Here is a 21725-nt window from a genome sequence, read left to right on the forward strand (position 1 = left end):
GTTGGAGTTGGAGTTGGAGTCGGCGTGGGTGTCGGGGTTGGAGTTGGAGTYGGTGTCGGCGTGGGTGTTGGAGTCGGCGTCGGCGTCGGCGTGGGTGTCGGGGCGCGGCAGGATGGCGGCGGATTGGCGACCCTCGTGCAATCGACGGTCGAGCGCAGGAACCAAGAGTCCGGCGCGCCCCCCTCGAAACCTCCGCGGTGCAGGCGATACTCGTAGGGCCCGGCCACCACCGGCCCAGTCAGGGTGAAGAGGTCCGTCGTCGTGGTTGCGCCGTTGCGGGCGTCCACCACCAGGATGCCGTCGGCCTGGGTCACCGCGCCTAACCCGCCCGACCGGGTGATCCGCAGGAGCGATGTCCCCGTGCCGGCCCCGCTGTCGACGACCACCCTGTCGGACGGCGAATCGTCGACGCCCAGATAGGTGTTGAGCCCGATCAGCCCGGCGACCCCGGTGTAGTTGACGGTCGTCAGGGTCAGATAGTCCGCCAGTTGCGTGACGTCGCCGGTCGGCGCGGCGAACAGCACCGAACTGGCGTCGTTGACGAGGTTGGTCAGGTTCGAGGAGCCGCTCATGTTCCAGGTAGTGTCGGCGGCGAGCGTCACGTTCGAGACGCTGCCCGGCGCCGTATAGGCCGATCCGTCTAGTACGGAATTGCGAACCACGATCGTCGCCGCGCCCGCGACGGCGGCCGGCGCGGCGGCGAGGGCCGAGAGCGCGAGCGGCTCGTCGGGCGGCGGTTCATCGGGCAAGGGGGCGATGGGCGTGGTGTCTTCGGGCGTGTCGACCGGTCCGGTGATCGGCGGTTCGGCGCCGGTGATCGGGGCGAAGTCGTCGATCATGGCGACGCGCAGCCACTCGCCGCCGCCGCTGACGGCCATGTCGGTCAGGCTGATCGAGCCCGCCCCGGCGACGGCGATCGTGGGGCCCGAGACGTTCACCAGCACACCGTCGCTCAGGTTCGCCGTCGACGACTCGGTCTCGCCCAGCACGAACAGGGCCGAGGCGCCGGTCCCAGTCACGGAGACGGTCGAGCCGAACGAGTCCACCCGCCCGCCGTTCTCGGCCACCAGGCCGTGCGCGTTGGCGCCGCTGGTCGTGATCCGGCTCCGGTCGCGCAGGGTCACCGAGCTCGGCGCACTACGGGCAAGGACGCCATGCGCCAGGTCTCCGGAGGTCGTGACCGTCGTGCGTTCGGCCACCACCGTCCCGGCCGACAGGGCGCGCAGTCCCACCGCGCGCGACCCCGAGGTGGTGATCGCGGTGGTCTTGAGGTTCACGGTCGCGGGCGCTTCGAGGAAATGCTGCTGGGCCTGGGCCCCGTAGGCGTAGTCGCCTTCGGTGGTCACGGTCAGGCCCGAGCCTGTGACGTCGGCGGCGAACTGCGGCCCGGGCTGTTCGACTGTGGCGTAGAGTCCCAGCGACGAGAGGCCTCGCGTATGGATGACGTTGTCGGTCAGCCGTAGCGAGCCGCCGTCGTCGGAGACCGCGCCCATCCCAGCTATGCCGTAGGTGTCCACGCTGGTGGCGTTGGCGATCAGCAGGCCCCCGGGATTGCGCGCCGTCAGTCCGTGAGGATACGACGACGGGCGGACCGAATCCCCATGCGTCTCGACCGAACCGCCCTGCAGGGTGATTGTCGAGCCCAGGTCGGCCAGCGCGCCGATGGCGTTGTCGGTTCCCAGGGTGACGATGGCGACATTGGTCGCGGTGATCGTGGCGTTTCCGGCGGTCAGGCCCGGCGAGTCCCGCAGCTCCGTGGTGATCGAGCCGCCAGTGACGGTGACGTCCGCTCCCGCCGCGGACCGGACGCCGTAACCCGGTCCCGCCGTCCCGCGGACACTGGTGTCCGTGAGGGTGGCGAGCGAGCCCGCGCCCTCGACGTTGACGGCCGCGGGCCCCACGATCGTGCTGTCGCGAAACCGCGCCTCGCCGCCGAGGATCACGTTCACGGCGAACGCGCGGTTGCCGGTCACCGAAAACACCGTGTCGCGGATGTCGGCCAGGGAGCCGGCGTCCTGGACTGACAGACCGTGGCCGAACTGGCCGCTCGCGGTGATGCTGCTGCCGGCCCCGCTCATCGTCAGTTGGCCGCCGCTGACGACACGGGCAGGCGCCGAGGGGTCGGCCGTGGCCCCGGCACCCGTGGTGGTGAGACTGGTTCCGACCAAGTCGATCCTGCCGCCGAGCTCGGCGCGGGCGGCGCTCCCGTAGGTCCCCGACGCGCTGGCGAAGATGCCGGCGCCGGTGATCTGGCTGCCTGTCCCGCTGGCGATCAGCGCATGGCTGCCGATCGTGCCCCCCGAGGCCTGCACGCCGGTTGTCGTGATCCGCGTTCCGCCCGAAAGCGCGACAACGCCATTATCCGTGGCCCTCACGCCGAAGGCGCCGCGCGAGGCGGTGCTGATCTCGCCGCCGACGACATCGATGCGGCTGCCGGCGCCGTCGGCCGTCAGCCCGTAATTGAGCGTTCCGTTCACGCCGCCGGTGACCGTGACGACGACGTCCGTCAACGACGCCGTCCCGCCGTCACGCGCCTCGACCGCCACCATGTCCGAGCCGGTCGTGGTCCCCAGGCCCAGGGTGAGCGAGCCGCCCGTCGCGACGATCCGGCTGCCGGCGCCGGTCGCGACCAAGCCCCGCAGCCCCGCGGCCGTCTGGACGGTGCTGATCGTCGTCCCGTCGAAGGTGATCGACGCGCCGCCCTCGGCCCGCGCGGCGGTGGAATTGCGCGTCTGCGTGCTCAGCGATCCCCGCAGGACCGTGATTTCGCTCCCTGGCCCGACCGCGAGCAGGCCGTTGTTCGAGGTTCCCGAAAGCCCGCCCCGGACACTGACGGCGCTGTCGGTCAGCGAAATCCCGCCGCCGCCTTCGGCGCGCACCGCCAGCAGGTTGCTGAAGGAAAGGGTTCCGGTGGTCGGTCCCAGCGTCAAGGTCCCGCTGTCGAACGTGACGCGGCTGCCGGCCCCGATGGCGATCAGCCCCGCCTGGCCGTTGGTCAGCGCCGTGGTGGTCGAGGCCGTGCGGATCGTGCTGCCGGTGAGAGTCACCACGCCCGCCGACTCGGCCAGGACGCCCGTCGTCGTCGCGGCGTTGAGATTGATCGCCAGCGCGCCGCCGTCGATCACGCCTTGAGCCAGCGCATGAAGGCCGTTGGACTGAGCGCCGTCGACCTGGATCGTCTCGTTGGCGGCGGTGACCAGGGAGCCTTGGCCTTCGCTGCGGACACCGTCGCTCTGGGTCCCCAACAGGCGGATCAGGCCGCTGTCGCCCGTCGGCCCCGTGACGTCGTCGACATTGAGCCAGATCTTGCCGCCGGAGAGCGCGAAGGCGCCGTGCGCGCCCGTGGCTCCGGAGGTCACGTACTGGGCGGGACTGGTCGCCAGGGCGCCCGACGCCGTGACGGGCTTGCCGAAGGTCGTCGGCTGGGCCGGATTGGTTCCGACCTTGACGCCCGTATAGATCGAGTCCCCCGACGAGGTGACCACCGAGGCGGCGTCGCTGGCGTAGAGCCCGTAGGCTCCGGTTCCGGAGGTGATGATGGTCGTCGGATCGAGGTCCACCCGTCCGCCATTCAGGGCCGTCGCGCCATAGGCGTTCGCGCCCAGCGTGGTGATGCTCGAATTGAGAACCTGGACGGTAGCCCCGTCCGCCCGAACGCCGTTGCCGGTGCTGACGATGACGCCGTCCTGGAAGGTCGCGGTAGAGCCGCCGACGACCCGAAGGCCGTCGCCGCCAGCCGTTATGCGGGCGTTGACCGCGTTGATCGCGCCGCCGCTGCTGGCGTGCAGCCCGTGGTCCGTCGCACCGACCGTGGCCTGCACGGTGTCTCCCCGCAGATTGACTACGCCTCCGTCGGCGAGGACGCCGATCGCGTTGGCGCCGGTGGCCGTCGTGTTGAGGTTGACGGCGGTGATCGTGCCGTTTGACGCAACGCGCAGGGCACTGCTCGACGAGGTGATCGATCCGCCGAGCAGGCTGATCGCGCCGCCGTCGAGGGCCGCGGCGCCGTAGGAGCCGAAGTTGGAAGCGACGACCGTGGTCTGGGTCGCCGAGATGGTCGAGCCGGCGCCGCTGGCGACCAGGCCGCTGGCGCTATTTCCCGAACCGGTCAGCGACGAGCCGGTCAGGGTGATCGCTCCACCGTTGATGGCGTGGGCGCCCAGCGAAGTGTCGCCGCTGGTCTTGATGGTCTCGCCGGCGGCGGCGATCTTAGAACCGGCGCCGTCGGCCCGCAGGCCGTGGCTGGTGGCGCCGAGCGTCGTGATCAGGCCGGAAACGCCGGTGGCCGCCCCGGTGCTGGGATTGACGTTCAGCCAGACCTGGCCGCCGTTCAGGGCATAGACGCCATAGGCGTCCGTCGCGCCGGAGCTCACATACTGACTGGGATTGGTCGCGGGGGTCACGCCGTTGGCTTGAACGGGCACGCCGGACGCGTTGGTCTTCACCCCGGTGTAGATGGAATCGGCCGACGAGGTGACGACGGACGCGGCGTCAGGCGCCGACAGGCCGTAGGCCTCGGTCGCCGAGGTGATGATGGGGGCGGGGGCGCCGACGTCCTGCCGGCCGTGGGCGGGCGTCGTTGTCGCCATGGCGAGGGCCAGGATCGAGCTGGTCGCGAACAGGCGATCCAGACCGCGAGCTCGCGCCGCCATCATTTCGAGGCGACCTCGCCGGCGTGGACCTAGCTCGGGCTCAGCCGATGGGGACATTGGGCGTCTCCCGTTTCCCGCCGTCCTTTCTTGATCCGAAGCGCCTGGGCCTCAATCGGGCCGATTGCCCAGAACCGTGCACGCTAAACCTGTAGATGTGTGTCTACGTCAGGTGGAGGCCGCGCCGGCGATGCGCCTCCAAAATGGACGCGCTAGGGATTTCCCTAACTGGCGCGTTCCGCGGTCAGCGAGGAAATTGCGGGCGCCGCCGAGGTCGGCGGCCCGCCCGGGAGTTTCACCATGCTCGACGCCGCCGGCTCGACCACGATCCGCCAGTCGCCCCCTCCGGCGCCGCCGGCGGCCCCGCCTTCGACGCAGCCCGCGAAGGACGCCGTCGACACCGTCCACAAGTCGATGGAAAGCGGTTTCCTCAACCCGATCACCAACGGCGACGTGAAGAACGCCGTCGGCGCCCTGACCGGACTGGACGCGAACAACGCCCGCGTGGCGATCAGCGAGTTGGCCAAGGACGGCACGCTGGACAAGCTGGCCTCCGAGATCAACGACGGCAAGACGTTCGGCCTGGGCGGCCTGTCGGCGGACGAGAAACGCGACTTCTTCGCCGAGATGGCCAAGGACCTGGGCGGGGCCGAGCTGAAGTCGCTGTCGGACGCCTTCGCCAAGGCCGGCGGCGACTATCACGGCAAGGCGGACGTCGAGGACCTGGGCAAGGCCATCGCCACCCACGCCACGGCCGACGCCAAGCTGGACTACGTCAAGGCCCAGGCGGGCTCGACCCTGGACCACGCCGCCGACACCACCAGCCCGTTCACCCTGGGCGGCTCGATCCGGGTGACCAGCCACGGCGACGCCGAGGCCGCGGCGGTGGGCCAGGTGCTGGCCAGCCTGAAGGGCAATCCGGCCGTCGCCGAGCAGGCGCTCAAGACGCTCAGCCCCGAGCAGCTGAACGGGGTTCTGGCGGCCTCGATCCATCGCGAGGAGATGGACACCACGACCGTCACGATGGGCGGTGGAGCGCACAGCAACAGCACCACGCTGGACACCTCGACCTACAAGGGGATCCTGGAAGCCGGGGCCCAGTCGACCGACGCCGACTTCAAGGCGCGGCTGTTCGCCGAGGGCTCGGCGGTGCTCAGGAGCGTCCCGCAGCAGAACCTGCTGCTGGGCGTCAGCGTCATGGACCGCGACGCGGCGACCCGGACTATGGCCGAGGGTCTGACGACGGTGCTCAAGAGCGACGTGTCGGGCGTGATGCGCGAGCTGTCGTTCAACGCCGAGACCCGCGACGGCACCGCCTTCGCCACCTACGCCAAGCAGATGCTGAACGACAAGCAGACCGAGCCCCTGGCCGACATGATGCAGCAGCTGCAGGTGGGCGGCGCCAAGAACGAGAACCCGATCAACCGGTTCGAGACCACCACCCAGGTGACCCTGCCCGACGGGACCAAGGTCGACCGCTATGAGAACGCCGCGGCCCTGGGGCACTATGTCGGCGGCGTGCAGGCGGCCGCCGCCTCGATCACCACCGACCGCAAGGAACAGGCCGAGCTGCTGACCGCCGTGCTGAAGAGCGGCCTGACCCTGGTCGACAAGTCGGGGATCGGCGGCAAGGGCGTCGGCACGGCCGCCGCCGTGGCCAAGGAATGGGTGACCATCGGCACGAACGCGGCGCTCAAGGCGATCCAGGACGATCCTTCGGCCGCCGGCAAGGCGCTGGACCTGGCCGCGGTGCCCACCGATCCCAAGACCGGCGAGGAAGCGGTGGGCAGCAATTCCAAGAGCGCCTACAACACCGCCCTGGACACCGTCGTGCGGCAGGCCAAGCCCTGACGCCGGCGGTTCGTCGCCGTCGAGAGCCGATGACCCGATCGACCGCCTTGCTCGCGCCGTTGCTGGCGATGACGACCCTGGGCCTGGCCGCTTGCGGCCAGGCGCCGGCGGTTCGCACCCCCGCGCCGCCGCCGGGGTTCGTCGACGCCCGCACGCTGCCGCTCGGCCAGGCCTCGGCCGGCGACTATGACCGCGTGCTGGAGACGGGCCTGGCCGCCGAGCCGGAGATCTGGCGCGCCCCCAACGTCAGCACCAAGGTCTATCGCGCGCCCGCCGACCTGGGGCGCGAGGCGATCGCGAGCTATTACGGGAAGGCCGCTGTCGAGAGCGGCTGGGTCGTCGACCCCGCCCTGACACCGCAGGCCCGTTCCGCGCTGGCCGGTCAGTACTGGTCGTTCGGCTACAGGTCCGGCGAGCGCCGGTTCATGGTCGCCGGAGTCGAACCCGGCCCCGCGCTGGGGCCGCCCTCGGCGGGCCTGCCGGTCGTGGTCCGCACCAACGCCGACTAGCCGCACTCGAGACACGAAAATCCCGGACCCGCTGGACGGATCCGGGATCGTCGAACGCGCGGCGCGAGGGTTCAGAAACGCGTCGCATCCAACAGCGGGAAGGCGGCGAAGCCCTTGGCGGCGGCGGTCGTCGAAACCTCCGCGTCGGCCTTGATCAGATTGCCCATCAGCCACCCGGTCAGCATCAGGCCGAGGGTCGAGTTGAACGCCTCCAGCGCCTCGCGCAGGCCTTCGGCGCCTGGCTTGGTCAGGTCGAAGTCCGCCTGGCCGACGGCGGCTCCGGTGATCGAGCTGTCCCAACCCGTGCGCGCCGCGTCGTTCTCGTTGATCACCAGACCGTTGTCATGGGCCGCGTCGAGCGCGTAGCCGCTGCCGCCCAGCGAGACCTTCAGGTCGCCCTTGGTCTGCTCGCTGACGCCGTCGACCACCAAGGCTTGGTCGCCGCGCGTGACGACGATCTGCTCGGCATAGGTCATGTTGTTCCACTTGGACGTTTCGGTATTGATCGTGATCTTCGTTCCGTTCTCGAGCACGAAGGTGGTCGTACCCCAGAAGTCGCCGGTGTTCTGGCCGTTGTAGCTCACGTGCGGGTCGCCCCAGATGCGGGTGGCGTTGCCGTCGGCGTCACGGATGACGACCTCGGAACTGGCTTCGTTGATAGACAGGGTGTTGCCGTCCCCCAGGTCGATCTCGGCCTTGCCGCTTTCGGGCATGGCGGCGGTGAACTTCGGCTGGCTGGGCGCCGCCTGGAAGAACCCGCCGGCCATCAGGCCCAGCGTGAACTGCATGGCGCCGAACGCCTGCAGGCCCTGGCCCATCGAGGCGCCGATCCCCGTCAGCAAGCCGGTGTTCACGGCGGTCGTCCAGGCCGTGTTGATGTTGGTCATCCTTCAACCCCTGTCCATCGAGCTGGCCGCGTCCTGCGACCTCGATGGACAGTTGGCGCCTTGCGCGACGGTCCCGCTAGCTGGGGCGAACCCCATCAGGGTATTCCCTAGCGTAGGTTAGAGCGGCTTTCCCGACATCGCCTTCAGCACCTGCAGGATGGTCGAGGGGCGCGCGCCGATCTCGTTCAGCAGCAGTTGCACCAGGCCCGTCAGCATCGCCAGGATCACGGCCGTGGCGATCCACGACTTGATGGCCAGGCCCAGCGCGAAGACGTTCAACTGCGGCGCATAGCGGTTGATCAGTCCAAGGCCGCCGTCGACCAGATAGAGAATGGCCAGGGCGGGCGTGGCCAGCATCACCGCCAGCACCATCAGCCGCGAGAATTCGCCCTCGAACAGCGACAGGCTGCGCAAGGACAGCACCGGCGTCAGGCTGCCGATCGGCCAGATCGCGTAGCTGTCGAGGATCGTGCCGACCAGCAGCAGCAACCCGCCCGAGAACATGAAGACGAAGTTGGCCAGCCGGGCCAGGAACTCGCCGTTCAGCGAGGTCTGGTGGCCGCTCAGCGGATCGACGATCTGGGCCATGGTCGCCCCGACCTTGGCGTCGATGATCTGGCCCGCCGCCTCGAAGGCCCACAACATGGTCCCGAAGAAGAAGCCGATCACCACCCCGATCAGCGCCTCCTTGCCGAAGATCAGGATCCACTGGACCGTCGGCAGGTCGCTCTGGGCGATGTGCGGCTGCAGGGTGACGACGATCAGCCCGAAGGCCAGGAAGATCGAGTTGCGCACCAGCGGCGGCACGGTCTCGGGCGACAGCAGGGGCAGCAGCATGAAGGCCGCGGCGATCCGTGTCGCGCCGACCGCCAGCACCATGGTGTTGGCGAAGATCGCGCTCAGCCAGTCCGGCGCCGTCTCCGGCATCAGCGGCGGACCATGGCCGGGAACTCGGTGAACACCCGGTCGCCGAACCGGTAGAGCGTGCCGCCCAGCAGGCTGGCGGTCAGGAAGATCGTCAGGACGATGGCAAAGAACTTGGCGGCGTACTGCAGGGTCTGCTCCTGCAGCTGGGTGGCCGACTGGACGATGGCCACCGCCACGCCGACCACCGAGGCGGCGATGATCGGCGGCGCCGACAGCATCAGCACCATCCACAGCGCCTGGTTCACCAGCTCGATGGCCTGGGAGTTCATCATGGGAGGGACCTCACGTGTAGGACAGGACCAGGCCGTGGGCGAGCTTCACCCAGCCGTCGATCAGCACGAACAGCAGCAGCTTGAAGGGCAGGGACACCGTCGTCGGCGACAGCATCATCATCCCCATCGCCAGCAGGATGTTGGACACCACCAGGTCGATGATCAAGAACGGCAGGAAGATCAGGAAGCCGATCTGGAAGGCGGCCGCCAACTCCGAGACGGTGAAGGCCGGCACCACCACGATGAAGTCGCGCTGGGTCATCGTGCGGGCCTTTTCCGGGCCGTTGATGCGCTGGGCGGTCTTCAGGAAGAAGGCCCGCTCGCGCGGCGTCGAGTGCTTCATCAGGAAGGCGCGCAGGGGCTCCTTGGCCTTGTCGGCGTAGGTGAACAGCGCCTGGGTGTCGCTGCTGACCGCAGCGACCGGTTTGACGCCCTGGTTGGCGGCGGCCATCTGCTGACCGACTGGATACATCACGTACAGGGTCAGGATCAGGGCCAGGCCGTTGAGCACGATGTTGGGCGGCACCTGCTGCAGGCCCAGCGCGTTGCGCAGCAGGCTGAGGGTGACGACGATCTTGGTGAAGGACGTGACCATCACCGCCACGAACGGCGCCAGGGCCAGCAGGATGACGGTGATGAGGGCCGAGCCGGGGGTGAACGACGACAGGTCCATCCGAGGTCAGGCTCCCTTCGCCAGTTGTTCGATCAGCACGCCGTAGGCCTCGCCCACGGCCACCAGCCGTCCCGTGGCGATGGGGTGGTCCCCGGCCAGCAGGACGGCGGCGGTGTCGCGCGCCGACCCGCCCAGCACCACCGTCGAGCCGGGGCGCAGGCCGGTCAGTTCCGACAGCGGCAGGCTTGCCTCGCCCAGCATCACCTTGAGGGCGACGGGCAGGTCGGCGGGCGCGATGGGAGACGTGTCGGGAGCGGCGGTCTCGGCCGGTTGCACGGCGGCGTCCATGGGCGGCGCGGTCATGGCGCTCTCCTCGAGGGTGATGACGGTGAAGCGGCGATCGGCGGGATCGAACCGGCCGGTCAGGCGGCGATCGGGCAGGATCAGGCGGGCGTCGCCCGGCTGGCGGGGACCCCAGGCCGTGAGCACGATGTCGCCGATCCGCAGGGCGGCGACCCGGGCGGCGGCCACCACGGCGGCGTCCAGCACCAGCCGTCCGGGGATCGGCACGGCCTGGTGGGCGCCGTCGGCCGACAGGTCGATCGCCGGCGGCGGCCAGGCGGCGGACGCGGTGAGCGCGACATGGAAGACGATACGGGTCGACGCCGCCTCGGCGTCGCGCGTCAGGTCCAGGGCGATGGCGACGCCGGTGTCTGGCGACTGGCGGGAGATGTCGCTCGGTTCGAGGCTGAGGCCGGTGATCGTCTCGATCGCCGCCAGCACCGGCTCCAGGCGGTCCAGCGCCACGAGCAGGGCGGCGTCGTCCTCGGGAACGAACGGAGCGCCGTCCAGGTCGACGATCGCCAGGCGCGGCGCGTCGGGCTCGGCGCCGAACAGGATCCAGGAACCGGTCGGCGGCTGCGTCAGGCTGGTGGCGATCTTCAGGCCGGAAACGGGGAGGGCGGACAGCACCGCCAGGGCGCGGTTGCGGGCCGCGACCTCGGCGGCGTCGAAGGTCTCCAGACCCCGCACCAGGGGTTCGGCGTCGAGCACGTCGGTCATGCGTCGCCGTCCGTCGTGCCGGTGATGGCCATCCGGACCAGCTCGGTCAGGCTGGCGGCCTCCATCTTGGTCATGATCCGCGAACGGTGCAGCTCGACGGTCTTGGGGCTGATGCCCAGCTCGTAGGCGATGATCTTGTTGACCTTGCCGGCGACCACCAGGGCCATCACCTCGCGCTCCCGCTCGGTCAGGCTGGCGACGCGGCGGGCGTAGAGGTCCTGGCCGGGCGTCGTGGCCGGATGCAGGCGGGCGAAGGCCAGGCCGAGGGCTTCCTCCAGCGCCGCCTCCTGGAACGGCTTCTCCAGGAAGGTGATCGCGCCCTTCTTCATCGCCTCCACCGCCAGGGGCACGTCGGCGTGGCCGGTCATGAAGATCACCGGCCGCTCGCAGCCGCGCGCCTTGACCGCGTCCAGCAGCTCCAGGCCCGACATGGTCGGCATCCGCACGTCGAACAGCAGGCAGGCGTCGGTCGGCGGATCGCCGGCGTCGAGGAAGGCCTGCGGGTCGTCGTAGGTCGTCACCGCGTAGCCCAGGCTCTCCAGCCACCAGGCGGCCGACTGGCGGAACTCGCCGTGGTCGTCGACCAGGCAGACCGCGCCGAGGCTGCGGGGCGGCTCCGAACGCGACGCGGCGTCTTGAGCGGGGGTCATGGTTCATCCTCCTGGCGCGCCGTCGGCAGCGCGATGTGGAACAGGCTTCCCCCCGAAGTCTTGGCCCCTCCTTGCTCGCGGGTGTGCCAGAGGCGTCCGCGATGCAGTTCGATGATCGAGCGGCAAATCCCCAGGCCCACGCCCATGCCGCCCGGCTTGGTCGAGAAGAACGGCGAGAACATCCGGCCGGCGGCTTCTTCCGAGACGCCGGGGCCGGTGTCGGCCACCGTCAGCTCGACCATCCGCGTCGAGCCGTCCATGCGGCGACCGGCGATGGTGAGGCGGCGGGGCTGGGGTTCGCCGCGCATGGCGTCCAGGCCGTTGCGGGACAGGTTGACCAGCACCTGCTGGATCATCACCGCGTCGCCCAGCACCGGCGGCAGGTCGTCGTCGAACAGGGCTTGGGCCGAAACCCGGTCGCGGGCGATCTCCCAGTCCAGCAGGTCCAGGGTGGCGCGAGCCAGGCGGGGCAGGTCCAGCGGCTCGACCTGGGGCTGGCGCTGCTCGACGAACGACCGCATGCGCTGGATGACGCCCGAGGCGTACAGCGCCTGGTCGGCGGCCTTGTCCAGGGCTTCGACGCCGTCGGTCACGGTCAGGGCGTCGCGCGACAGCCGGGCCTTCAGCCCACGCACGATGTTGGCGATCGAGCCGATCGGCTGGTTCAGCTCGTGGGCGATCATGGTCGCCATCTCGCCCACCGACATCACCCGCGAGGTCAGCAGCAGGCGCTCGCGGTCGGCCAAACGGCGGGCCTCGGCCTCCTGGCGCTCGGCGGCGTCGGAGAGCTTCAGATACAGGCGGCCGTCGGCGCTTCGCCCCGGCCGAGCCTGCAGCACGGTCTCGTCGCCGTCGAGCGACAGGGGCGCGGTCTCGCCGCGCTTCGCCGCTCCGAGCGCGGCGTCCAGGGCGGGCGGCGCCAAGTCTCCCGGCGCGAGGTCGGGCATCAGCCGGGCGAAGGCGTCCGTGCGCCAGACCAGGCGGGGCGGCGCGCCCTCGAACGCCCCGACCGCCAGGTCCAGGGCGGCGAACGCGGCCTCGGCCGGATCCAGGTCCGGCGCGTGCAGGCGCAGGGCCCTCATGGCCGGGGCCCATGGCTGACCGGCGCGACGTTCGGTCTCGCTAGGGAAAACCCGAATAGCGCCCAGGCGTTGTCAGTCGTATCCAGAGCGTGAAGGAGTCCGCCATGTCCACCATCCGCATCGACGCCAACGCCGTCTCCGGCGTCTGGGCCCGGGGCCTGGACAGCGCCTCGCCGTCCGCCTCCGGTCGTCAGGGCCAGGCGTTCGGCGACTTCTCGGCCTTCTCGCGCCAGGACGGGGCCTTGAGCCTCTCCTCCAGCCATCGCGATCTGGACAACACGGCCCGCGCGGTCAGCGACCGCCTCACCGACACCCGCGACAACGGCTTCGGCTGAGGCTAGCCTTCCGGCGTCATGGCCGAACGCATCCTCAAGGCCGAACCGGACTGGTTCGGCGCCGCCCAGGCCCTGGTCGAGGGGCTGCAGGCGCAATCCACCCTCGACGGCCGGGTCGACGTGCTTGAGCGCGTCTGCCTCGACCTGGGCGAAGCGCTGTATCCTGGCTTCGCCAAGCTGCTGGCCGCCGTCGACCATTTCGGCGACCAGGCGGTCAAGGCGCTGGTCGCCGACGCCCTGGCCCAGGCCCTGATGACCGCGCGCCTGCCCTCGACGCGGCTGCCGGCCTGGGGCGCGGGCGGCTTCGCGGGGCTGGGCGGCGTGGACGGTCCGCTGCGCACCAACAGCCGCAACGTCGGACCGCTGGAATTTCTGTGCGTCTGGCTGGTGCGCGACGTCAGCGACGAGGCCCTGAGCGGCGAGGCCTTCGAGACCGCCGCGACCTATCTGATCGACCTGATCTCGGCCTCGCCGCGCGCCGCGGCCCTCTATGTCGACAAGCTGCGCGCCGACGCCGGCGATCCGACCGAGGGCCTGCACAACGCCCAGACCCGGCGGCTGATCGAGACGCTGGCCGAGCGCTGGGCGGCCGGGGACGCACCGGCCGAGGTGGCCCGCGCCGTGGCCCGCGCGGCCGAGGCCGACCGGGGCGCCGCGCGCTGGGGTCTCCCGCTCCGCTGACCGCGTCCGGCTCATCACCGCACCTTCGGGATCAGGCGCTCGAAGTCGCCGTCATCCGCCTCGACCAGCATGTCGGCCAGGGTCAGGCCGCGCACCTCCAGGCGCTTGCGCAGGGTCTCCAGCGCCTTGGTCACCTCGGGCGTGGCGTTGGGGTGGGCGGCCAGGGTCAGGGACAGCGACCCGTCCGCGCCGCGCGCCAGCGCCAGGCCGGTCAGGGGCGAGCCGCGGTCGGTCACGCCCATCGCCACGCCCTTGGACGGATTGCCGCCGGCGGCCAGCCAAGCCTTCTCCATGGCGGCGGCGAAGGCCTCGATCTCCGCGCCCGTGGCCCCGGCCGGCATCTGGATCACGACGGGCTCGGCCGCGCCGTGGGACGTCGCGCCCGGCGTGCCGACGCCCTCGACCGGCGCCTTGTCGGTCGTGGCGGCGTCGCCGGCGCCCTTGAAGTCGTGCGCGGGGCCGAACAGGGCCGACAGGTTAGCGCCGTCCTCCGTGCGCTCCTCATCCCTATGCTCGGCGCGGGACGGCTGGCGGGCCGTGGGCTCACGCCGCTCGGCGGCGCGTTGCAGGGCGGCGTTGAACTCGGCGCCGCGCCAGGGCGTGGCGGGCTCGCTGGCCGCGAACCGCTGGGGCGGAGTCGAGCGCTCGGTGGTCGAGACGTCGCGGGTATGGGTCATGTCATGGCTCTCCGGGCGCGCAGGAATCGGACGACGCTCAGCTCCTCGATTTCCTGCTGCTGTCGTTCATCGCGTTCGGCCAGCAGGTCCGAGCGGGCGCGGTCACGTTGGCCGCTCATGGCCTCGAACCGTCCCTGGGCGCGGACCAGCGCGCGCAGGGCGGCGTCCAGGTCTTCGCGCGCCAGTTGGACCGCGATACGCTCCTGGTCGCGCTGGGCGACATCGCGGGTCCGGGCGTCGGCGACCATCTCGCGGCGAGCCAGGGCGGTCTCGACCATGGCGGCCGAACCGGACAGGCCCTCGGCGAACCAGGTGTCGAGGCGGGCCAAGGCGGCGTCGTGCGCCGCGATCGCCGCGTTGCGGACAGCCAGGGCGTGTTCGGCGGCTGCCAGGATGTCGCGGGCCGCGACAGCCTCTAGGCGGGCGACCTCCACCCGGCGCTCGCGCAGGCGGACCACCGGGGTCAGGATGTCCAGCTGGCGACGCGGGTTCATGCGGCGGTCTCCGCCAGGGTCGCCAGGGCGTCGGCCACGGCGATACGGTCGTGCGGACCTTGGCGCAGCAGGGCCTCGATGGCCGGCCGCTTAGCGATGGCGACGTCGGCCAGCGGGTCGCCGCCGGCCTTGTACTCGCCGATCTGCAGCAGGAACTCGATGTCGGCGTACTTGGCCATCCAGCCGCGGACCTTGGACGCCTGGGCCTGGTGGTCGGCCGAGGCCACGCGCGGGAAGACGCGGCTGAGGCTGGCGGCGATGTCGATCGCCGGATAGTGGCCGGCCTGGCCCAGCTTGCGCGACAGATAGATGTGGCCGTCCAGGATCGAGCGCACTTCCTCGCCGACCGGATCGCCGCCGTCCTCGTCCTCGATCAGCACGGTGTAGAAGGCGGTGATCGCCCCGCCCTCGGCTGCGCCGGCCCGCTCGAACAGCCGAGGCAGCTCGGCGAACACCGAGGGCGGAAAGCCCCGGCGCACGGCGGGCTCGCCCACCGACAGACCGATTTCGCGCAGGGCGCGGGCGAAGCGGGTGACGCTGTCCATCTGCAGCATCACCTTCAGGCCCCGGGCCCGGAAGCCCTCGGCGATGGCGGTGGCCACGTGGGCGGCGCGGACCCGCTCCATGGCCGGCCGGTCCGAGGTCGAGACGATCACCACCGAGCGGGCCAGCCCCTCGGGACCCAGGCAGTCGTCGAGGAACTCGCGCACCTCGCGGCCGCGTTCGCCGATCAGGGCGATGACGTTGACGTCGGCCTGGGCGTGGCGGGCGAACATGCCCAGCAGGGTCGACTTGCCGCCGCCGGCCATGGCGAACACCCCGACCCGCTGGCCTTCGCCGGTGGTCAGCAGGGTGTCGACGCTGCGCACGCCGGTGGCGAACACGCTGTCGATCGGTGAGCGCGCCAAGGGGTTTGGGGCTTCGCCATAGACGGCCTGCGGGCGCAGCGGGCCGGTGATCGGGCCCAGGCCGTCCAGCGGCTCGCCATGAGCGTCCAGCACCCGGCCCAGCAGGCCGTCGCCGACGCCGATCTCGCTGCGGCGCGGCCCGGCCAGCACCTCGGCGTCGATCGACAGGCCTTCCAGCCGGGTCAGGGGCGTCAGGATGGCCGCGCCGTCCTGGAAGCCGACCACCTGGGCCTTGACCTGGCCGCCGGTGGCGCGGTCGATGATCTCGCACTCCTGGCCGATACGGGCGTCAAGGCCGGTGGCGCGGATCGTGGTGCCGAACGCCTGGACCACGCGACCACGCCGCTCGACGGTGCGGGCGTGGCGGAGGGCGTCGCGCAGGAGGTCCGGCGTGCTCATGCGGCGGCCTCGTCACGGGCGGCGAACACGGTTTCCAGCGCCTTCAACTGGACGTCAAGTCCGGCGTGGGTGCGGCCCGACGGCGTGTCGAGCACGCAGTCGCCGGCCGGCAGGTCGGGGTCGGCGTGAACCTCGATCCGCGCCCCGATCGGCCACAGGCGACGGCTGACGGCGCCGACCGCGTCGGGCGCCACGCGGACGCCGATCGGCTCCTCGGGCAGGAGGTCGCGGGCGGCCTGCTCGGCCAGGGCGGCCAGCACCTCGTCGGCCGCGAGGCCGGCGGCGATGTGGCGGACGATGTCCAGCGCCAGGGTGGCGGACGAGGCGCGCAGGCGGGCGCGTTCGGCCTGCAGGGCGTTATGGACGGCGGCCAGGGTCTCGGCGGTTTCTCGGGCGGCCTTGGCGACGCCCTCGGCGTGGCCTTGGGCGAAGCCCTCGGCGGTCGCGGCGTCACGGGCGGCCTGGCGATGGGCCTCCAGGCCGGCGACGATCTCGGCGGCCTGGGTCAGGTGGGCGACGTCCTCGCGGCGCAGGATCGGGTCGTCGGTCAGCAGGACGGAGGAGGGGGCGGAGGCGAGCAGCAGGTAGCTCATGCGGCGGTCTCCATCAGGCCGGCCTCGATGGCCATCAGGCTGCCCCGCGCGGCGKGCTGGGCGGCCTGGCCGACGGCGATCGGCAGCGGCCAGGGCTGGGCGTCCAGCAGGCGGGCCAAGCGGGCCGAAAGGGCCGGGCGGTCGGCCAGGCCGGACAACAGCACCGCCGCGCCCAGGTCGCGCAGGCTCTCGTCGCTGGCCAAGGCGGTGTCGCAGGGCGAAGGGGGGATCAGGCCGGGCGGCGTGGCCAACACCGCGTCCAGCGTCGCTTCGCCCAGCCGGCGGGCCAGACGGGCCAGCACCCGGCCGTCGATCGTGCGGTGCAGGGCCGGCGTGCAGGCCATGGCCCCGGCCAGGTGGACGAACAGCTCGCGGCGCTCGAGCGGCCAGGACGCCCAGTCGGGCAAGGCGGCGACGTCGGCGAAACCGACCGCCGGAGTCGGGCCGCGTCCCGTCCGCTCGGCCAGCCGACGCGACAGCCGGCGCGCGCGACCGCTGAGCGTCGACGGCCCGTCGAGCACGCGCGCCTGGGCGACGATCCGGGCACGGGCGTCCGCGCCGCTCATGCCGCCGGCCTCTCGGTCTCGACGGCGCGCAGCCGGGGCCGGGCCTTCTTCTTGGTCCGCCGGGTCAGCAGGTAGGCGCCGACGCCGCCCAGGGCCAAGACCACGGCGATGGCCGGCACGGTCAGGGACTTCACCGCCGAGGGCTGGGCCGTGGTCATCACCGGCTTGGCCGGGAACATCACCACCGTCACCTTGTCGTAGGGCAGGCCCTCGATCGAGTTGGTGACCAGCGCCTTGATCGAGCCGACCTGGCCGGACAGATCGACGTCGGGGTTGTGGCGGATGAACACCGAGGCCGAGGACGGCTTCTGGGTCTCGGCCAGGGGATCGGCCTCGGGCACGGCGATGTGCACCCGGGCCTGGACCACGCCGTCGATCGACGAGATGGTCTGGCTCAGCTCCTGGCTCAGGCCGTACATCAGCCGCGCCCGCTGCTCCATCGGCGAGGAGACGAAGCCCTCCTTCTTGAAGACGTCGCCCAGGCTCTCGAACTTGTCGCGGGGATAGCCCTGGTCGTGCAGTACGGCCACCGCGGACGAGAACTGCTCGGGCCGCGTCTTGAGGGCCCAGACCTTGCCGTCCTTGCTGCTTTTCGCGGCCGAGACGCCCGAGTTCTGGAGCACGGCGACCATCTCGTTGGCCTCGCGCTCGGAGAGGTCGCCGTAGAGCTCCTTCTCGGCGCAGGCCGAGAGGAGCAGCGAGGTGGCGGCCAGGGCGGCCAGGAGGCTCCTGCGCATGGCTCGCCTCCTAGGCCTGTTGCCTGAACAGCTGCTGCAGGCCGTCGGACGTGCGGTTGGCGATGTTCGAGGTCAGTTGGCAGTTGAACATGAACTCGTGGCACTGGACGGTCAGGCCGATCATCTCGCCGGGCGTGATCGCCGCGCCCTTGGCCTCGGCGGCCTTGGCGTGGGCCGCCAGGTTCGAGGCCTGGCCGTTGACGAACTCCAACTGGTTGAAGATGCCCTTCATGGCCGGAGCCAGGGCTTCGGGACCGCCAAGCCCCGAAGGGGCCTGGGCGCCGGCCGTGTGCAGCGCGTTCTGGAACTGGACCGCGTCGGTCATGGTCGCGCCGTAGCCGACCTGGGTGACCTGGGCTTCCTGCGGGGCGACCATGGCCGCCGCCGATACGGGATCGAAGGACATGACGTCTCTTTCGACTTGAGGACCGCTAGTTCTTGCGGGCCATGGTTTCGAGGGCCCGGCCGACGCTGTCGACCGAGGTGGATTCCGAATTGGCCATGAAGTTCATGCGCAGGCTTTCGGCGGTGAGCATGGCCATGACCGAGGGCTTGTCTTCGCCGCCCGGGCCGATCTGGTCGGCCAGTTCGGTGATCTTGACCGCCTGGGCGTCGAGGGTCTGGCCCCAGGCATGGGCCATGGCTTCGAACCATGTGCCGGGACGGTTCTTGTTGTTCGTGCCCTGGAGGGTGGAGGCTAGGGAGAGGTTGCCAAATCCCTGGATTTCGTCGGCCATCGTCTTGCTCCTTCTCGGTTGGTTGGGGTTTCAGAACATCAGCTTGGTTTGGGCGCCGCCCTTCTCGACGGTCACCGCCTGGCTCTCGACGGCGACGATCCGGTCGCCGGTCGGCAGCATGGATCCGGCGAAGTAGCGGGACCCGTCGGCGGTCGCGACGTAGCCGGCGTCGCCGCCGACCACGGACACCACCCGCTTGGCCGGGCCTTCGTCGAAGACCTTGCCGAAGCGGTCGCCGCCGCCGTCGGCGCGGCTGATGTCCAGGGCGCGCAGGCCCCGGACGTCGGTCAGCGCCACCTTCTGCACCTTGGCGACCTGGTCGGCCGGGCCGGTGACCTGCACCTGCACCCGCGCCAGGCCGTTGGGCCGGGCGGTGGCGGCCAGGCCGTTGGCCATGAAGACGTCCTCGACGTTCTGGGCCAGGGACTCGCTGGTCTGGACCTCGATGCGGGCTGGGACGTCGCGGGTGTCGACGATCTGACGCAGGCGGTCCTTGTCGGACTCGCGGTTCAGCACGCCGGCGATCACCAGCTTGTCGCCTTCGCCCGTCTTGACCGCCAGGGCGCCGTAGCCCTGCTCGCGCAGCAGGGCGTGGACCTGGCTGGCGTTGGCATGGTGTCCGCCCCAGATGGGGGCGTTGGCGGCGGCGTAGGTCACGCAGGCCAGGGCGGCGCCGAACACCAGGCCGGGCACGAGGTGCGGCGTGCCGCGCACGAAGGTCACGGCGCGGTCGAACAGGCGGCGGGCCAGGGTCTCGCCGTAGTCGTGATCGACCTCCGTCAGGTCGTGGCCGGCGGCGGGCGGGGCCGTGGTCAGCAGCCGCTCGGCCTCGGCCCAGCGGGGACTGCCCTCGATGCCGATGGCCACCGCGTTGTCGCCGATCAGCAGCGGCAGATAGAACGGCAGCACGGCCCGGGACGGGGCGGTCAGGACGTGGCCGAGCATCTCGGCGCCGCCTTCCAGGATGTCGATGTCGGCGGCGTCCTCCCGCGCCGTCAGGCGAACGCGGATTCCTTTCGCGCTGGGATCGCGCAGGACGATGTCGGCGTCGAAGCCATGGCCGAGGTCCACCGGCTCGCCGTCGCCGAGCGGGGCCGATGCGCCCCGCACGCGGCCGGCCAGAACCTTGAGGACGAGAGCTTCCGAGGAGGTTTCGAGGGCTGTGTCGAACATGGCGCCTAACCGGGGTTGGGGATGGGTTGCATCGTGCCGCTCGGCGGGGCCGCCGGCGGGGTGGGGGCGGGTTGCGGAGCCGCGCGGCTTCTGGCGGCGCGGGGCGGCTTCTTGCGCTCGACGGGCAGGGGCGGAGCCGAGGGCAGGGGCGCGTTCTCGAAGCCCGAGGCCGGGGCGTCGTAGCGTAGGCCCGCTTGGGTGGTGGAGCGCGCCGAGCCGATCGGGGCGAGGCGCGGGGTGATCAGGAACATCCGCTCGATCCGGCCGCTGCTGCGCGACTGAACCTTGAACAGGGCGCCCAGGCCCGGAATGCTGCCCAGCACGGGAACCCGGGTGGTGCCGGTGGTGTCGGACTGCACGGTCATGCCGCCCAGCAGCAGGCTTTGCCCCTCGACGATCATGGCCTGGGTGTTGAGCGCCGAGCGGCGGACCACGGGGATGTTGTCGACGGTGGCGTTGGTCAGCGCGCCGTCCTCGATGCTGACCAGCATGCGGATGCGGGTCTGGTTGTTGTCGCGCGTGACGTGGGGGGTGACGCGCAAGGTGGTGCCGCTGCTGACGTTGAACAGGTCGACGTCGCGCTCGCCGGCCAGGCGGACGTAGAAGTCGCGGGTGTTCTCGAACACCGCCTCGACGTTGGACAGGGTGACGATCTGCGGTCGCGAGACCACGCGGGCCACGCCCTCGGTCTCCAGGGCGTTGAGCCGGGCCGAGAAATAGTCGCCGTCGCCGATGATCGTCGAGGCCACCAGGCCGGCGACCGATTTGGGCGAGGTGTTGCCACGGACCAGGTTGCTGTCTTCCAGGCCGGGCGGCGCGTTGGGGCCGCGGCCGAACTGGATGCCGCCGTTGCCGTCGTCGAACCGCCAGTTGATCCCAAGGTCGCGGGCCTTGGTGGTGTCGATGTCGATGATCGCCGCCTCGATCTCCAGCAGCTGGGGCTCGACGTCGAGGGCGCGGACCAACTCTTCGTAGGCCGACATCCGCTCGGCCACGTCGCGGACGATGACGGCGTTCAGGCGTGAGTCCGCCTGGATGCGGATCGGGTTCTGCGGCGAGTAGACGCCGGTCTGCTCGCTGGCCAGCGGCAGGCCCAGCGTGCCCTGGTCGTTGGCGTAGCCGGGCCCGGAGGGGTTGGGCGTGCCCAGCGTCGCCAGGCCCTGGCCGCGCAGGCCTTGGACGGCGGCCGGGATCAGGCTTTCGCTGCGGGCGCTGGAGCCGGCGCGCTCGTTGGGGTCGGAATTGACCAGCGAGCGCACGATCGAGGCGACGCCGGGAATGGTCACCTGCTTGGAGCCGACGGTCAGGTTCACGTCGTCGGCCCAGCCGTAGCGCAGGTAGAACACCCGGTACTGCAGGGTGGGCGAGGCGGCCTCGGCCTGGGCTCCGCCGCGCGCCAGTTCGTCGACCTGCTGCAGGAAGCGCGGCGCGCCCGAGGCCAGCAGCATGTCGCCGGTGGCGCGCAGGGTGTTGCGGTTGTCCATCAGGCCCAGTTGCCGGGCCGCGCGGTCGACGCGCCGCGAGGCCGAGGCCGAGATCGGGAAGCTGCGGCTCGACAGCTGCGAGGCGGTGTAAACATAGGCCGCGCCGCCGTCGTAGTAGGTGACCAGGTCGAAGGCCTTGGAGACGTCGGCGTCGATCTTGGCGGCCGGGCCGCGGAAGACGCCGTTGATCGTGCCGGCCACCGAGGACGAGATCACCACCGGCACGCCGATCTGGCTGTAGAAGTTCTGCAGGAACTGGCTGATCGGCTGCTCGCGCGCCGTCAGGTCCACCGTGCGCGAGCCCAGGGGGACGTCGCCGGCGACGGCGACGGGAGGCGGGATCAGCAGGGCGGCGCCGAGGCCGGCCGCGAGGAAGGTCTTGTTCCAAGAGCGACGGGGTGCGGTTACGTGGTCCGGTCGTAGGTGCATTCCGTCTCCA

The 21725-nt window shown here is 71.1% G+C and carries 22 protein-coding genes; 4 read left to right on the forward strand and 18 right to left on the reverse strand.

Annotation, left to right across the window (positions count from 1 at the left end; genetic code table 11):
• The coding region (locus AC1DYP_RS11690) for a beta strand repeat-containing protein (protein WP_477046471.1) at positions 1–4652 on the reverse strand (4652 nt) is incomplete at its 3' end.
• Positions 4653–4949: 297 nt separating this feature from the next.
• Between AC1DYP_RS11690 and AC1DYP_RS11695 the strand changes: the two genes are divergently transcribed.
• Positions 4950–6500 carry a hypothetical protein gene (locus AC1DYP_RS11695; RefSeq protein WP_477046472.1) on the forward strand — a complete coding sequence of 517 codons (1551 nt, stop codon included), beginning with the start codon at positions 4950–4952 and terminating at the stop codon, positions 6498–6500.
• 29 nt (positions 6501–6529) lie between these two features.
• Positions 6530–7009 carry a hypothetical protein gene (locus tag AC1DYP_RS11700; RefSeq protein ID WP_477046473.1) on the forward strand — a complete coding sequence of 160 codons (480 nt, stop codon included), beginning with the start codon at positions 6530–6532 and terminating at the stop codon, positions 7007–7009.
• A gap of 71 nt (positions 7010–7080) precedes the next feature.
• Here AC1DYP_RS11700 and AC1DYP_RS11705 read toward each other — a convergent pair whose 3' ends face one another.
• The 7 genes from AC1DYP_RS11705 to AC1DYP_RS11735 form a co-directional block, all read right to left on the reverse strand.
• Positions 7081–7896: a DUF1521 domain-containing protein gene (locus AC1DYP_RS11705; RefSeq protein ID WP_477046474.1), complete on the reverse strand. Its 816-nt coding sequence runs from the start codon at positions 7894–7896 to the stop codon at positions 7081–7083.
• Between the two features lie 117 nt (positions 7897–8013).
• The gene (sctT, locus tag AC1DYP_RS11710; protein WP_477035589.1) at positions 8014–8823 is read right to left on the reverse strand and encodes a type III secretion system export apparatus subunit SctT; all 810 of its coding nucleotides are present in this window, start codon (positions 8821–8823) and stop codon (positions 8014–8016) included.
• On the reverse strand, positions 8823–9095 hold the full coding sequence (sctS, locus tag AC1DYP_RS11715) for a type III secretion system export apparatus subunit SctS (RefSeq protein WP_477035588.1): 273 nt from the start codon (positions 9093–9095) through the stop codon (positions 8823–8825). Before sctS ends, sctT begins: the two co-directional genes overlap by 1 nt.
• Before the next feature lie 10 nt (positions 9096–9105).
• On the reverse strand, positions 9106–9768 hold the full coding sequence (gene sctR, locus AC1DYP_RS11720) for a type III secretion system export apparatus subunit SctR (protein WP_477035587.1): 663 nt from the start codon (positions 9766–9768) through the stop codon (positions 9106–9108).
• A gap of 6 nt (positions 9769–9774) precedes the next feature.
• The gene (locus AC1DYP_RS11725) at positions 9775–10770 is read right to left on the reverse strand and encodes a FliM/FliN family flagellar motor switch protein (RefSeq protein ID WP_477046475.1); all 996 of its coding nucleotides are present in this window, start codon (positions 10768–10770) and stop codon (positions 9775–9777) included.
• Positions 10767–11420 (reverse strand): response regulator transcription factor, encoded by a 654-nt coding sequence (locus AC1DYP_RS11730; RefSeq protein WP_477035585.1) that lies wholly within the window; start codon positions 11418–11420, stop codon positions 10767–10769. Before AC1DYP_RS11730 ends, AC1DYP_RS11725 begins: the two co-directional genes overlap by 4 nt.
• Positions 11417–12502 (reverse strand): sensor histidine kinase, encoded by a 1086-nt coding sequence (locus tag AC1DYP_RS11735; protein ID WP_477046476.1) that lies wholly within the window; start codon positions 12500–12502, stop codon positions 11417–11419. The genes AC1DYP_RS11730 and AC1DYP_RS11735 overlap by 4 nt, the downstream gene beginning before the upstream one ends.
• A 104-nt stretch (positions 12503–12606) precedes the next feature.
• Between AC1DYP_RS11735 and AC1DYP_RS11740 the strand changes: the two genes are divergently transcribed.
• Both AC1DYP_RS11740 and AC1DYP_RS11745 read left to right on the forward strand, forming a co-directional pair.
• Positions 12607–12837 carry a hypothetical protein gene (locus AC1DYP_RS11740; protein WP_477046477.1) on the forward strand — a complete coding sequence of 77 codons (231 nt, stop codon included), beginning with the start codon at positions 12607–12609 and terminating at the stop codon, positions 12835–12837.
• Positions 12838–12855: 18 nt separating this feature from the next.
• Positions 12856–13518, forward strand: coding sequence for a hypothetical protein (locus tag AC1DYP_RS11745; RefSeq protein WP_477046478.1), 663 nt, complete (start codon positions 12856–12858; stop codon positions 13516–13518).
• A gap of 14 nt (positions 13519–13532) precedes the next feature.
• On the opposite strand, the gene AC1DYP_RS11750 is transcribed toward AC1DYP_RS11745, so the two are convergent.
• The 10 genes from AC1DYP_RS11750 to sctC are packed head-to-tail and all read right to left on the reverse strand — an operon-like array spanning position 13533 to position 21715.
• Positions 13533–14195: a hypothetical protein gene (locus AC1DYP_RS11750; RefSeq protein WP_477046479.1), complete on the reverse strand. Its 663-nt coding sequence runs from the start codon at positions 14193–14195 to the stop codon at positions 13533–13535.
• Positions 14192–14689, reverse strand: a complete 498-nt coding sequence (locus AC1DYP_RS11755; protein ID WP_477046480.1) for a hypothetical protein — start codon at positions 14687–14689, stop codon at positions 14192–14194. The genes AC1DYP_RS11750 and AC1DYP_RS11755 overlap by 4 nt, the downstream gene beginning before the upstream one ends.
• Positions 14686–15996 carry a FliI/YscN family ATPase gene (locus tag AC1DYP_RS11760; protein ID WP_477046481.1) on the reverse strand — a complete coding sequence of 437 codons (1311 nt, stop codon included), beginning with the start codon at positions 15994–15996 and terminating at the stop codon, positions 14686–14688. Before AC1DYP_RS11760 ends, AC1DYP_RS11755 begins: the two co-directional genes overlap by 4 nt.
• The gene (locus AC1DYP_RS11765) at positions 15993–16589 is read right to left on the reverse strand and encodes a FliH/SctL family protein (protein ID WP_477046482.1); all 597 of its coding nucleotides are present in this window, start codon (positions 16587–16589) and stop codon (positions 15993–15995) included. Before AC1DYP_RS11765 ends, AC1DYP_RS11760 begins: the two co-directional genes overlap by 4 nt.
• A complete protein-coding gene (locus AC1DYP_RS11770; RefSeq protein ID WP_477046483.1) occupies positions 16586–17155 on the reverse strand; it encodes a hypothetical protein in 570 nt (189 codons plus the stop codon). The genes AC1DYP_RS11765 and AC1DYP_RS11770 overlap by 4 nt, the downstream gene beginning before the upstream one ends.
• The gene (gene sctJ, locus AC1DYP_RS11775) at positions 17152–17892 is read right to left on the reverse strand and encodes a type III secretion system inner membrane ring lipoprotein SctJ (protein WP_477046484.1); all 741 of its coding nucleotides are present in this window, start codon (positions 17890–17892) and stop codon (positions 17152–17154) included. The genes AC1DYP_RS11770 and sctJ overlap by 4 nt, the downstream gene beginning before the upstream one ends.
• 10 nt (positions 17893–17902) lie before the next feature.
• Entirely contained in the window at positions 17903–18298 is a 396-nt protein-coding gene (locus AC1DYP_RS11780) for a hypothetical protein (RefSeq protein ID WP_477046485.1), read from the reverse strand.
• A 25-nt stretch (positions 18299–18323) separates the two neighbouring features.
• Entirely contained in the window at positions 18324–18629 is a 306-nt protein-coding gene (locus AC1DYP_RS11785; RefSeq protein WP_035071105.1) for a hypothetical protein, read from the reverse strand.
• Positions 18630–18659: 30 nt separating this feature from the next.
• A complete protein-coding gene (locus AC1DYP_RS11790) occupies positions 18660–19802 on the reverse strand; it encodes a SctD/MshK family protein (RefSeq protein WP_477046486.1) in 1143 nt (380 codons plus the stop codon).
• A gap of 5 nt (positions 19803–19807) precedes the next feature.
• A complete protein-coding gene (sctC, locus tag AC1DYP_RS11795; protein WP_477046487.1) occupies positions 19808–21715 on the reverse strand; it encodes a type III secretion system outer membrane ring subunit SctC in 1908 nt (635 codons plus the stop codon).
• Positions 21716–21725: the final 10 nt, after the last annotated feature.

It is taken from the genome of Caulobacter sp. P1_D6 (assembly GCF_056406095.1).